Origin of the sequence: Priestia taiwanensis (assembly GCF_014638355.1) — a bacterium.
GTDB lineage: Bacteria > Bacillota > Bacilli > Bacillales > Bacillaceae_G > Priestia_D > Priestia_D taiwanensis.
This window is the reverse complement of sequence record NZ_BMFK01000002.1, coordinates 325,708-339,138: the sequence shown is the minus strand read 5'-3', so window position 1 is coordinate 339,138 and position 13,431 is coordinate 325,708. Positions and strand designations below refer to the sequence as shown.

General features: G+C 38.9%; 11 protein-coding genes and 1 other annotated feature. Of the genes, 8 read left to right on the top strand and 3 right to left on the bottom strand.

Annotated elements, in window-relative coordinates:
• Positions 1–4: 4 nt before the first annotated feature.
• Positions 5–250 (top strand) — a binding site (T-box leader).
• A gap of 207 nt (positions 251–457) precedes the next feature.
• Positions 458–1,501 carry a phenylalanine--tRNA ligase subunit alpha gene (gene pheS / locus IEV41_RS13820; protein WP_188389090.1) on the top strand — a complete coding sequence of 348 codons (1,044 nt, stop codon included), beginning with the start codon at positions 458–460 and terminating at the stop codon, positions 1,499–1,501.
• Positions 1,502–1,517: 16 nt separating this feature from the next.
• Positions 1,518–3,935: a phenylalanine--tRNA ligase subunit beta gene (gene pheT, locus IEV41_RS13815; protein WP_188389089.1), complete on the top strand. Its 2,418-nt coding sequence runs from the start codon at positions 1,518–1,520 to the stop codon at positions 3,933–3,935.
• 68 nt (positions 3,936–4,003) lie between these two features.
• Here the strand turns inward: pheT and IEV41_RS13810 are convergent, their stop codons facing one another.
• Together IEV41_RS13810 and rnhC are read right to left on the bottom strand one after the other, a co-directional pair.
• Entirely contained in the window at positions 4,004–4,153 is a 150-nt protein-coding gene (locus tag IEV41_RS13810) for a hypothetical protein (protein ID WP_188389088.1), read from the bottom strand.
• Between the two features lie 70 nt (positions 4,154–4,223).
• Positions 4,224–5,147 carry a ribonuclease HIII gene (rnhC, locus tag IEV41_RS13805; RefSeq protein ID WP_188389087.1) on the bottom strand — a complete coding sequence of 308 codons (924 nt, stop codon included), beginning with the start codon at positions 5,145–5,147 and terminating at the stop codon, positions 4,224–4,226.
• 171 nt (positions 5,148–5,318) lie between these two features.
• Between rnhC and zapA the strand changes: the two genes are divergently transcribed.
• The 4 genes from zapA (at position 5,319) to IEV41_RS13785 (ending at position 10,293) form a co-directional block, all read left to right on the top strand.
• Positions 5,319–5,573 carry a cell division protein ZapA gene (zapA, locus tag IEV41_RS13800; protein WP_188389086.1) on the top strand — a complete coding sequence of 85 codons (255 nt, stop codon included), beginning with the start codon at positions 5,319–5,321 and terminating at the stop codon, positions 5,571–5,573.
• A 15-nt stretch (positions 5,574–5,588) separates the two neighbouring features.
• Positions 5,589–6,116: a CvpA family protein gene (locus tag IEV41_RS13795; protein ID WP_188389085.1), complete on the top strand. Its 528-nt coding sequence runs from the start codon at positions 5,589–5,591 to the stop codon at positions 6,114–6,116.
• 86 nt (positions 6,117–6,202) lie between these two features.
• Positions 6,203–7,915: a DNA polymerase/3'-5' exonuclease PolX gene (gene polX, locus IEV41_RS13790; RefSeq protein ID WP_188389084.1), complete on the top strand. Its 1,713-nt coding sequence runs from the start codon at positions 6,203–6,205 to the stop codon at positions 7,913–7,915.
• Between the two features lie 20 nt (positions 7,916–7,935).
• Positions 7,936–10,293: an endonuclease MutS2 gene (locus IEV41_RS13785; RefSeq protein WP_188389083.1), complete on the top strand. Its 2,358-nt coding sequence runs from the start codon at positions 7,936–7,938 to the stop codon at positions 10,291–10,293.
• 180 nt (positions 10,294–10,473) lie between these two features.
• On the opposite strand, the gene IEV41_RS13780 is transcribed toward IEV41_RS13785, so the two are convergent.
• Positions 10,474–10,953: a DinB family protein gene (locus IEV41_RS13780; protein WP_188389082.1), complete on the bottom strand. Its 480-nt coding sequence runs from the start codon at positions 10,951–10,953 to the stop codon at positions 10,474–10,476.
• Between the two features lie 184 nt (positions 10,954–11,137).
• On the opposite strand from IEV41_RS13780, the gene argC reads away from it, so the two are divergent.
• Together argC and argJ are read left to right on the top strand one after the other, a co-directional pair.
• Positions 11,138–12,175 carry an N-acetyl-gamma-glutamyl-phosphate reductase gene (gene argC, locus IEV41_RS13775; protein WP_188389081.1) on the top strand — a complete coding sequence of 346 codons (1,038 nt, stop codon included), beginning with the start codon at positions 11,138–11,140 and terminating at the stop codon, positions 12,173–12,175.
• Between the two features lie 22 nt (positions 12,176–12,197).
• Complete coding sequence (gene argJ / locus IEV41_RS13770; RefSeq protein WP_188389080.1) at positions 12,198–13,427, top strand: bifunctional glutamate N-acetyltransferase/amino-acid acetyltransferase ArgJ; 1,230 nt, start codon at positions 12,198–12,200, stop codon at positions 13,425–13,427.
• The last annotated feature ends 4 nt before the right edge of the window (positions 13,428–13,431 follow it).

Genomic DNA, 13,431 nt, shown 5'->3' with positions numbered 1-13,431 from the left:
CATACGAAAAGCCATGAAAGAGAAGTAGTACTTTATCGACCGTCATGAAGGGAGAAAATGCCGTAGACTGGGAGCATTTTTATGATAGGGATAAAGGAATTCACCTCTGGAGCTGATACTAGGACCACAAGTGAGGAACTTGTGTAAAAGTATTCCGGTGAAGAGCCGTTATTAGGAATGAAGTGAGTAGAGTGGTCTTATCCATTTTACTAATTAGGGTGGTAACGCGAAATATAACCTCGTCCCTTTCTAGGGGGGCGAGGTTTTTTTATTTGGTTTATCTTCAAATTATGTGGTTGATTTTTGAAAATGAAGGATATTTCATGCACGAAACGGAGAGTGGCGACTCCTACGGAAAAAGTGAGGAAAGCGTCCACTCGGAGTACAGTGCGTCAACACAGATTTTGGTGAAAGACCTTGTATTTACCTATGAAACAAAAATTAGGAGGTTTGTACTATGCAAGATCGTTTAAAAGAACTTCAACAAGAAGCATTAGGGAAAATCGAAGTAGCAAATGAATTAAAGATGTTAAACGATATTCGTGTTGAATATTTAGGGAAGAAAGGCCCAATTACAGAAGTATTAAAAGGAATGGGTAAACTTTCGGCAGAAGAACGTCCACTTATCGGAGCAATCGCTAACGAAGTACGCGGAGCAATCCAAGAGAAGTTAGAAACGAAGATGGCAGACGTAGAGCGCGCTGCTATCGAGAAGAAATTAGAAGCAGAAGCGATTGATGTAACATTACCAGGTCGCCCAGTAGCAGTAGGGAATCATCACCCATTAACAGCTGTTGTGGAGAAGATTGAAGACTTCTTCTTAGGCTTAGGATTTGAAATCGTCGAAGGTCCAGAAGTAGAGAAAGATTACTACAACTTCGAAGCGTTGAATTTACCAAAAGGTCACCCAGCTCGTGACATGCAAGATACATTCTACATTACGGAAGATATGTTACTTCGTACACATACATCTTCTGTTCAAGCAAGAACGATGGAATTAGAAAAAGGTAAACCAATCAAAATTATTTGCCCTGGTAAAGTATACCGTCGTGATGATGACGATGCGACGCATTCACATCAATTCATGCAAACAGAAGGGTTAGTAATTGAAGAAATTACAGACGAAAATATCGGAATGAGTAACTTAAAAGGTATTCTTGATGCATTTGCGAAAGAGATGTTCGGTGAAGATCGTGAGATTCGCTTACGCCCAAGTTTCTTCCCGTTCACAGAGCCATCAGTAGAGATAGATACTTCATGTATGAAGTGTGGAGGGTGTGGCTGTAATATTTGTAAAGGTACAGGTTGGATTGAAATTTTAGGTGCTGGTATGGTACATCCGAACGTACTTGAAATGGCTGGTTATGATCCGAAGAAATACCGTGGTTATGCATTTGGTATCGGTCAAGAGCGTATCGCAATGTTAGCATACGGCGTAGATGATATTCGTCATTTCTATACAAATGATGTTCGTTTCTTACAACAATTTAAGCAGCTATAAGAGGAGGTAGAAGAAAATGTTTGTTTCATATCGTTGGTTACAAGAATATGTAGATTTACAAGGAAAAACAGCTGATGAGCTTGCGGAGTTAATTACGAAGAGCGGAATCGAAGTAGAAGCTGTTGAGAAGTTAGATAAAGGGATTACAGGTGTTGTAATCGGTCACGTATTAGAGCGTGAAAAACACCCAGAAGCAGATAAATTAAGCAAATGTTTAGTAGATATTGGTGCGGAAGAGCCTGTACAAATCATCTGCGGTGCACCAAACGTAGCACAAGGTCAAAAAGTACCAGTAGCAACAGTTGGAGCGGTGTTACCAGGTAACTTCAAAATTAAGAAAGCGAAACTTCGCGGTGAAGTATCAATGGGTATGATTTGTGCCCTGGAAGAAATCGGTGTAGAAAGCAAGTTAGTAGCGAAAGAATACCAAGAAGGCATCTTCGTCTTCCCAAGCGATGCAGAAGTTGGGCAGAACGCATTAGAATATTTACAACTTCATGATAGTGTTCTTGAGTTATCATTAACACCAAACCGTGCAGATTGCTTAAATATGTTAGGTGTTGCATACGAAGTAGCAGCTATTTTACGTACAGATGTGAAATTACCAGAAGTAGCGCCAGTTGTTTCAGCAGAGAAAACAAGCAGCTATATTAACGTATCAGTAGAAGCAAAAGAAGAGAATCCGTTATACATTGCAAAAATGGTAAAAGGCATTAAAGTAGCAGAATCACCATTATGGATGCAAGCGCGCTTAATGGCAGCTGGTGTTCGTCCAATTAATAACATCGTTGATATTACGAACTATGTGTTAATGGAGTACGGTCAACCACTTCATGCATTCGACTACAACAAATTAGATTCAAAAGAAATCGTTGTTCGTATGGCGAATGAAGGCGAGAAAATCGTTACGTTAGACGATACAGAACGTGAATTAAAAGCATCTCACCTTGTGATTACAAATGGTAAAGAAGCAATTGCGGTTGCTGGTGTGATGGGTGGAGCAAATACAGAAGTAGACGGAAATACAGTAGATGTATTAGTAGAAGCAGCTGTATTTAACAACTTATTAGTACGTGCAACGAGCAAAGACGTTGGATTACGTAGTGAGTCTAGCGTTCGCTTCGAAAAAGGAATCGATCCACAACGTACGAAAGCAGCAATCGAACGTGCAGCAGCATTAATGCAAGAGCTTGCTGGCGGTGAAGTGTTAGAAGGCGTTGTCGAAGTGAATAACTTAACGATTACAGAGCCAACTGTTGAAGTAACTGTAACAGAAATTAACGATGTGTTAGGTATGACGATTGACCAAGAAACAATTGCGTCTATCTTCGGTCGTTTAGGATTTGCTTATCGCGAAGATAACGGTACGTTCTTCGTAACAATCCCAACACGTCGTCCGGATATTACAATTCCAGAAGACTTAGTAGAAGAAGTAGGACGTATTTACGGATATGATGATATTCCAGTACGTTATATTAACAAGAAGCCTAGCCAAGGTACATTAACACCGTACCAAGCGAAACGCCGTAAAGTACGTCGTTATTTAGAAGGTGCTGGTTTATTCGAAGCTGTAACATATTCATTAACAAGCCCAGACAAAGCAACTCGCTTTACACAATTAGAAGATGTGAAACCAGTTCGCTTGGCACTTCCAATGAGTGAAGATCGCAGTGAGCTTCGTTTAAGTTTAATCCCGCACTTATTAGATAGCGTAAGCTACAACGTAGCACGTAAAAATGATAGTGTATCATTATACGAAATTGCATCTATTTTCGTACCAACACAAGAGGGCGAGCTTCCAACAGAAGTGCCACATCTTGCAAGTGTAATGACAGGTTTAACGTTACATCACCCGTGGCAAGGTGAGAAGAAAGCAGTAGATTTCTTCGTGTTAAAAGGTATTGTAGAAGGCTTAGTAGATTTATTAGGCTTAACGAGCCGTGTAACATTCGTAAAAGGAAAAATGGATGATATGCATCCAGGCCGTACAGCGAACGTTTTATTAGACGGTAACGTTATTGGTTTCATCGGCCAATTACACCCAGAAACACAAAAGTCTTGGGGCTTAAAAGAAACATACGTATTCGAACTTTCATTAGCAGCATTATTACATGCTGATGTACAAGAAGTTTCATATACACAAATTCCTCGCTTCCCATCAATGACTCGTGATATGGCGGTAGTTGTTGATACAGCGGTTGAAGCTGGTGCGATTCTTGCAACAATCACTGAAACAGGTGGAAAGTTACTGAAAGACGTATCATTATTTGATGTGTACGTAGGTGACAACGTAGAAGAAGGTAAGAAGTCACTAGCATTCTCATTACGCTACTTCGATCCAGAACGTACGTTAACAGACGAAGAAGTAACGAAAGTACACGACAAAGTGTTAGCAAAAGTAGAAGAAGTATTCGCTGCGACGCTACGTGCGTAATTAGATAGAGAAGATAGCCACTAGGTAGAACTTAGCGGCTATCTTTATATAGAAAAGAAGAAGAGTGACTACTCTTCTTCTTTTCTATATTGCTTTATTTGGTTTAAGATGTCTTTGTTATTTTGCATCAGCAAGGATAGTTTCTCATTCATGACATAGACGAGCAATGTTAAGAAAATCACGAAGACAAATAAGAACACGATGAGCAGGTTGATCATTGTATGTATCCGCCACCTCTCATAAAATGTCGTATTCTAATTTATGTGTTTCTCCTTTGTCCATATTCGTCTATTTCTTACTGAGTGTAAGAGCCTTATCTGTATTTGCAAAGTGATATTTTGTGAAGTGTTGAAGAGCTTCGACACCGTTTTTGCGGATGAGTTTCGCTGCGGCTTGATCAACTTGTTTTCCTGCTCCTTTTGGTAAAGGGAATCCAGCTTGTTTGCTTAGCTCATCAAATTGACGAACGAATGCATAACGAGCAATGATAGAAGCGGCAGCAACCGCCAAGTGAACGCCTTCTGCTTTCGTGGAGAAGCATACACGCTCTCGGATGACAGTTGGACGACCTTTTAAATAATTGAAATAAACGCCCGGTTGGCAAAATTGATCGATTAAGATTGCATCTGGTTTTTCAGGCTGCATTTTTTGAAGGAGATGTGAGATTGCTTGATTATGAAGCAATGCTTTCATTTTTCCTTGATTTGTTCCTTTTTGTTGTAATTCATTATATTTGACGTTATGTAACGTTAACAAACTATACGGTACCACTTGGATGATTTGTTTTGCAATCTCGCAAATTTGTTCGTCTTTTAAATCTTTTGAGTCTTTGACTCCTAATTCTTTTAAGAGGGCAAATTTACTTGGTGGGACGTACGCTGCAGCAACAACCATTGGTCCGAAATAATCACCAGTTCCAACTTCATCTGATCCAATGACTGCCAAGGATGAAATGTTAGGTGGGAGATTACCTGTATCTTTTTGTTTCGTTTCTTTTTTTTGTACGGATGTAGCGTTATTCTTCCATTTAGCTACTTCTCGATCAAACGAACTACCTTGGAACATCACTTTTCCGGACTTGTAAGCAGTAATTGTACATCCTGGTTCTTTAGCTAGAAAGACACCGCCTTGTGGTACAGTTGGTTGAATAGTACGTTGATAATGTTGTTTCATTTCTTCTATTATAGAAGGAGTAACGATAATTACTTCCATTTACTTTATAACCTCCTTAGACGAGCTAGATGTGATTTATCCAGTATAATTGTTTTTAGAAGAAAATGACAATACTTTTCAGAAAAAGACGTCAATTATCTTTTCAATCAATAAATATTCATGGTAAGATTAAAATTAGGGATTCTTTACGACAGATTGGGGGCAAAAAGTTTGTCACAACAAAATAAAAAAAAGCAAACAGTAACTATTTATGGACAGCAATATACAGTAGTTGGCGATGAAAGTGCTCACCATATTCGCATGGTTGCCGCAATGGTAGATGAGAAAATGAGAGAGATTGGTGCGAAGAATCCTAGTCTTGATACAGTAAGATTAGCAGTATTAACGGCCGTAAATGTTGTCCATGAGTCATTGAAAATGAAAGAAGAACTAGAAGAATTACGAAGTAAACTAGATCATAACTAAGAGGTTGATACATACATGTTGGATTTTATTATTTTAGCACTATTATTCGTAGGGTTTTTACGTGGAATCAAGCGTGGCTTTGTTATGCAGACAATACGTCTTCTTAGCTCTATTGCAGCATTTATTGTTGCGTACATCTATGCAGGTGATTTAGGCGCTAAGTTGCACTTATGGATTCCATTTCCTGCGATAGGTGACCAAAGTTTCTTAACAGAATTTTTGCGTGATGTGTCTGTAGAGACAGCTTATTATTATGTCATTGCGTTTTTTATTATTTTTATAGGAACAAAAATTGTACTATTTATCGTCGGTTCGATGTTGGATTTCGTTGCAAGTATTCCAGTGTTAAAGCAAATTAATTCGATTGCTGGTGGAGCATTAGGATTAGTAGAGACGTATTTACTTCTGTTCGTGCTTCTTATAATTGGTTCTAAGCTTCCAATAGAGAGTATTCAACATTCTATGCAAAATTCGTATTTATCGGAAATAATTGTAGAACAGACGCCTATCCTTTCAAAAAGTATCAAAAACTTATGGGCATAACGCATAGAAAAAACTTCTCTTTCATTGCAAGAGGAGTTTTTTTTTGAGTATGATAAAGATAGTATGAAAAAAGAGAGGACAAATCGATGATTAACAAAAAAGAAATAATTAAATTGTTAGAGACAATTGCGTTATATATGGAATTAAAGGGAGAGAATACGTTCAAAATCTCTGCTTTTCGTAAAGCGGCAAATGCGCTTGAGGTAGATGAAAGAAGTTTGTCGGAAATGGAAGATATTACAGCGCTTAGTGGTATTGGAAAAGGTACAGCAGCTGTTATTACAGAATATATGGAGACAGGAACATCTTCTGTGTTAGAAGCGTTACAAGCAGAGATTCCAAGTACATTACTCCCACTTCTCAAGCTACCTGGACTGGGTGGCAAGAAAGTAGCAAAGTTATACAAAGAGCTTGGTATCGAAGATATACATATGTTAAAAGACGCGTGTGTGAACCATCATATTCAAGCGCTGGCTGGTTTCGGTAAGAAGACGGAAGAGAAAATTTTAGAAGCAATTGAACAGTTTGGTTCTCGTCCAGAGCGTTTACCACTTGCAACTGTTTTACCAATTGCAGAAGCAATTGAAGCAGCACTTGCAACATTTACAGAAGTTTCCCGTTTTTCACGTGCAGGTAGCCTACGCCGTGGAAGAGAAACGGTGAAAGATTTAGATTATATTATTGCAACGGAAAATCCAGCAGCTGTTCGTGAGCAGCTTTTACAATTGGCAAAAGTGAAAGAAGTAATCGCAAGTGGCGATACGAAAGTGTCTGTTGTTCTTGCATATGAATATGATTTATCGGTAGATTTCCGCCTAATTGAACCGAAAGCATTTGTCACAACACTCCATCACTTTACAGGTTCGAAAGATCATAACGTTCGTATGCGTCAATTAGCAAAAGACCGCAACGAGAAAATTAGTGAATACGGTGTCGAGAATTTAGAAACGGGAGAAGTGTTGACGTTTGACTCGGAGGAAGCATTTTTTGCACACTTTGGTCTACCATTTATTCCGCCAGAATTACGCGAAGATGGAAAAGAAGTAGAGTTATTTACAGAGTCAACACCGCTTATTTGTCTAGAAGATATAAAAGGCGATATCCATATGCACTCTACTTGGAGTGATGGTGGATACTCCATCGAAGAAATGGCGGAAGCATGTCGTGCACGAGGTTATCGATACATGGCAATTACAGATCACTCGCAATACTTAAAAGTAGCAAATGGACTGACGAAAGAGCGTTTATTGAAGCAAGGAGAAGAAGTAAAGCGCCTAAATGAAAAGTATGATGATTTCATGATTTTACGTGGCATCGAGATGGACATTTTACCAGATGCAACGCTTGATTTTGATGATGATGTGTTAGAAGGACTAGACTTCGTTATTGGGTCTGTCCATTCTAGCTTCTCACAAGATCGTGAAACAATTATGAAGCGATTAAAAGCAGCGGTGGAGAATGCACATGTTGATATGATTGCCCATCCAACGGGTAGACTAATTGGTCGCCGTGAAGGATATGATGTAGACGTAGATATGCTTATTCAACTAGCGAAAGAAACAGGCACAATTTTAGAATTAAATGCAAATCCAAATCGACTAGATTTAAATGTTGAACATTTAAAGAAAGCACAAGCAAATGGCGTGAAGATTGCCATTAATACAGATGCACATAATTTAGATATGTTAGAAGATATGAAGGTCGGGGTATCAACAGCACGTAAAGCGTGGCTTCAGTGTGATACGGTCGTGAATACATGGGATATAGAGACGCTACTTACTTATTTACAGCGTAAGTAGTCTGTTAGGAGGGATTCAGTGTGCAAGAGCGTACACTTAGAGTATTAGAATATGGAAAGATAAAGGAACAACTTAGCAAGCATGTTGCTTCTTCACTTGGACGAGAGAAAGTCGAGAACTTAGTACCGTCTATTGATTTTGAGGAAGTATGTCACTTGCAAGATACGACAGATGAAGCAGTAACGATATTGCGATTAAAAGGAAATGTACCATTAGGTGGATTAGTAGATATTCGTCCATTTGTAAAGCGTGCTGAAATTGGAAGTATGTTGAGTCCAAGTGAGTTATTAGATGTAGCAGGAACAATTTACGCTGGACGAAACATGCAACACTTCGTTCAATCGTTAGTAGACGATGATCATGAAGTACCAATTCTTCTTGAGCTTACTGAGAGACTATTAGATGTATATAGCTTAGAAAAAAACATTAAGCGTGCAATAGACGATAATGGGCATGTTATGGATGATGCAAGTGATACGTTACGTAGTTTACGTCATCAAGTACGTACATCAGAAGCACGTATCCGTGAGAAATTAGAGAGTATGATTCGTTCATCATCTGCTTCGAAAATGCTTTCAGATACGTTAATTACAATCCGTAACGATCGTTATGTTATTCCAGTGAAACAAGAATATCGTGGTGCGTACGGTGGAATCGTACATGACCAATCGGCGTCTGGTCAAACGTTATTCATTGAGCCACAGTCCGTTGTTGATTTAAATAATACACTGCAAGCGGCACGTATGAAAGAGAAGCAAGAGGTAGAACGTATTTTAACGGCGTTATCAAATGAAGTTGGGCAAGTAGCTGGCGAATTGTTACATAACGTTGCCATTTTAGCGGAGATCGATTTTATTTTTGCGAAAGCTGCATATAGCCATCGTATTAAAGCAAGTAAGCCGAAGATGAATAATGATAAGTACATGCGCCTTGTGAAAGCACGTCATCCACTTATTCCGCGTGATGTTGTTGTTGCGAATGATATTGAATTAGGACAAGACTTCACAACAATTGTTATTACGGGACCGAATACAGGTGGTAAGACCGTAACATTAAAAACAGTTGGACTATGTGTATTAATGGCTCAGTCTGGCTTACAATTACCTGCATTAGACGGTTCGGAAATTTGTATGTTCGACCATGTCTTTGCAGATATTGGAGATGAGCAGTCGATTGAGCAAAGCTTAAGTACATTCTCATCCCATATGGTTAATATTGTTGATATTTTAGATAAAGTAGATTACAATTCACTCGTTCTTTTTGACGAGCTAGGAGCGGGAACAGACCCACAAGAAGGCGCAGCACTTGCGATTTCTATTTTAGATGAAGTGCATAATCGCGGCGCACGTGTTGTGGCGACAACCCACTATCCAGAATTAAAAGCATATAGTTATAACCGTGAAAAAGTAATTAATGCAAGCGTTGAGTTTGATGTGAATAGTTTAAGCCCGACCTATAAATTATTGATTGGTGTACCGGGAAGAAGTAATGCATTTGAAATTTCGAAGCGATTAGGATTAGCAGATCGTGTGATTAGCTATGCGAAAGAACATGTGAGCGCAGAGAGCAATAAAGTTGAGAATATGATTGCGTCGCTCGAAGAAAGCCAAAAACAAGCAGAAGTAGAATGGAAAGAGGCGGAAGCGTTCCGTAACGATTCAGAGAAGCTTCATAAAGAATTACAACGTCAGATTATTGAATTCAATGAAGAGCGCGATAAAATGTACCAAAAAGCAGAAGAATTCGCGAAGGAGAAAGTAGAAGAAGCGAAGAAAGAAGCAGAAGGTATTATGAAAGAGTTACGTGCTCTGCAAAAAGCACAACTCGTAAACGTGAAAGAGCATGAGTTAATTGAGATGAAAGCACGTCTTGAAGGTGCTGCTCCTACACTTGTGAAGAAAGAGAAGCAACAAGTTGTAGAGAAGCCAAAACAAAATTTACAAGCAGGCGATGAAGTAAAAGTAATTAGCTTTAACCAAAAAGGGCAGCTATTGGAACAAGTAAGTGCTGATGAGTGGCAAGTACAATTAGGTATTATCAAGATGAAAGTAAAAGAGAGTGATATTCAGTACATTTCTCGTCCGAAACAGGTTGAGAAGAAGTCGTTGGCGACAATTCGTGGTAAAGATTATCATGTGAACTTAGAGCTAGATTTACGTGGTGAACGTTATGAAGATGCACTTATCCGTGTGGAGAAATATATTGATGATGCGCTGTTAGCAAGTTACCCACGCGTATCGATTATCCATGGTAAAGGAACGGGGGCACTTCGACAAGGTGTCCAAGAGTATTTGAAGAAACATCGTGCAGTGAAGAATTTCCGTTATGGTGATATGGGTGAAGGTGGCTTAGGTGTAACGGTTGTTGAATTAAAATAACGAAGTGTTCATGTATGGAGAGAAGAATGAACAGATAAGGGGAATACAACATGTTTATGGACAAACTAGCAAAAGTGCTCTTTGGGTTTTGTGGGGTATTTGTGCTTGTAGGAATTGTGTATTTACTGTTTTTAAGTTAAAGAGAAAGGCAAAAGTCGATGCGACTTTTGCCTTTTTTTATTAGCGAGATAGACTCTCTTCTTTCGTTGGTCCATAAATGCTTGGAACTTTCAATCCTGCTTGGCGCATAAGAACGCTCATTTGCCCGCGGTGGTGGTTTTGGTGACTGAGAGTAGTCATTAAGAAAAGTGCGTTCGTCATTGTATAGCCAGAAAACTCACTAATTATTGTTAAATCTTCATCCGTCCATTGTTTTTCAGCTGCTGTAAGTAACGCTGCACTCATTGCGCGGTATTCATCAGCAATTGCTTTTGCAGACGATGGCGGAGTACTCTTCATCTCCCAGTCTATTTTCAATCCAGTCGCTGATAGAATGAACGGAGCAGCGACAACAATATGCCAAGCAAGTTGACCTAAATTCCAGTGATCAGCAGTAATTTCTTGTGATAATGACTCATCTGTTAGTGTATCTAATACTTTCTCCGTAACGCTAGCTTCGTATTTCCATGTTTTCATAAAGCCTTCTACTGTTTGAAACATAACAAATCCCCCCTTGTATTCTGCCCACGATTAAGTATATTCGTACAAATCTATCTTAATCCTGCTATTGTATTTTTAAAATTTGTAAAACACCTTGAGAAAAACTTATAAATATTTAATTGACTTTATAAATATACATAACTTATAATCAATATTAAAATTCGGAAAATTCAGGAGGATGAGAATGAACGTTGCTATAATAGGACCTACGGGATATGTTGGGATAGAACTTTTACGTCTACTGTATAAACATCCTCATGTGAATATACATTCTATTCATAGTTCTTCGAAGGTGGATACTCCTTTACATGAGTACTTTCCGCATGTACATGGAATGCTGTCGCTTCAATTAGAAGAAATTGATGTGGAGAAAATAGCGAAGGCTTGTGATGTTGTTTTCTTTGCCACACCATCTGGTATTGCAAAAGAGTTAGCACTTCCCTTTATTGACAAAGGGATTCGGATAATCGATTTATCTGGTGATTTTCGGTTACAAGAAGAAGGTATGTATGAACAGTGGTATAAGAATCAACCTGCACCTATGTCATATGTACAACAAGCGGTATATGGTTTATCTGAATGGAATAAGGAAAATATCCGAGACGCAAATGTATTATCAAATCCAGGATGTTATGCAACCGCAGCATTACTTGGATTAGCACCGTTGCTTGTGCATGGCGTTATTGAAGAGGATTCAATAGTCATAGATGCAAAGTCAGGTGTATCAGGAGCAGGAAAGTCTCCGACGATGATGACTCATTTTCCTGAAACAAATGAAAACATCAAGATTTACCGAATGAATGAACATCAGCACATTCCGGAGATTGAACAGCAATTAGCAAAGTGGAATAAAAATGTGGCACCTATTACATTTAGTACGCACTTGTTGCCGGTTACGAGAGGGATTATGGCAACGATGTATGGAAAAGTGAAAAAAGAAGAGAGTATAGAACGATTAATTAATTTATACAAAGAATGCTATCAAGATTGTTCGTTTGTGCGTATTCAAGAGAAGGGAATCTATCCATCTATTAAACAAGTATATGGTTCTAATTGTTGTGATATTGGGATTGCGTACGATGAACGAACAAGTAGAGTGACGATTGTATCGGTTATCGATAATGTGATGAAAGGTGCTGCTGGGCAAGCGGTTCAAAACTTTAACATTATGTATGGATTAGATGAACGAACAGGATTAGACTTTTTACCGATTTTTCCATAATGACAAAGGGGATGAAAGAGAAATGTATACGTCAAAAGAAGAAATGTATGTACATGTTGAACAAGGTTCTATCGTGACGCCAAAGGGCTTCTCCGCAATTGGTGTGCATGCAGGGCTACGTAAGATGAAAAAAGATTTAGGGGTGATTTATTGTGATGTGCCAGCGAGTTGTGCTGCAGTATATACACAAAACACGTTTCAAGCAGCACCAATTATTGTAACGAAAGATAGTATTGCGAAAGAGCAAACACTTCAAGCAATTGTGGTAAATAGTGCGTGTGCGAATGCATGCACAGGAGAGCAAGGAGAGAGAGACGCATACACAATGCGGGCATTGACGGCACAGTTACTTTCTGTGGCAGATCATCATGTTGCAGTAGCATCAACAGGTGTTATTGGTGAATATTTACCAATGGATAAAATTACAGAGGGAATTAAATTAGCAACGCCGAGTAAAGACGAACAAGAAGCAGAAGGATTTTATGAAGCTATTTTGACGACAGATATTGAAGTGAAGAAAGCATGTTATGAAACGACGATTAATGGGAAAGTCGTGACAATTGCGGGAGCAGCGAAAGGATCTGGGATGATTCATCCGAATATGGCGACGATGTTAGCATTTGTGACCACGGATGCAAATATTGAGAGTGATGCACTGCAACGAGCGTTAAGTCTTGTGACGAACAAAACATTTAACCAGATTACAGTAGACGGGGAAACATCAACAAATGATATGGTTGTCGTAATGGCTAGTAAGTTAGTAGAACATGAAGTATTAACAGAGACACATCCAGATTGGAGTCATTTCTTTTTAACATTACAACAAGTATGTGAAGATTTGGCGAAACAAATTGCAAAGGATGGAGAGGGTGCGACAAAATTAATAGAGGTGCATGTGACGGGTGCAGTAAGTGAAAATGACGCGAAAATGATTGCGAAGAAAATCGTTGCTTCTAATTTAGTGAAGACAGCTGTTCACGGTGAAGATGGAAACTGGGGACGAATTATTTGTGCAATTGGTCATAGTGATGCATGTGTGAATCCAACGAATATTAGTATCGCGCTGGGTGATGTACCGATTTTAAAGAATAGCATGAAGGTACTATATAGTGAAGAAGACGTAATGAAACACCTTCAGCAATCCACCGTCTTCATTCATGTTGATGTTGGAATTGGAGAAAGTAAAGGTACGGCTTGGGGCTGTGATTTGAGCTATGAATATGTGAAAATTAATGCTTGTTATCGCACGTGAGGGG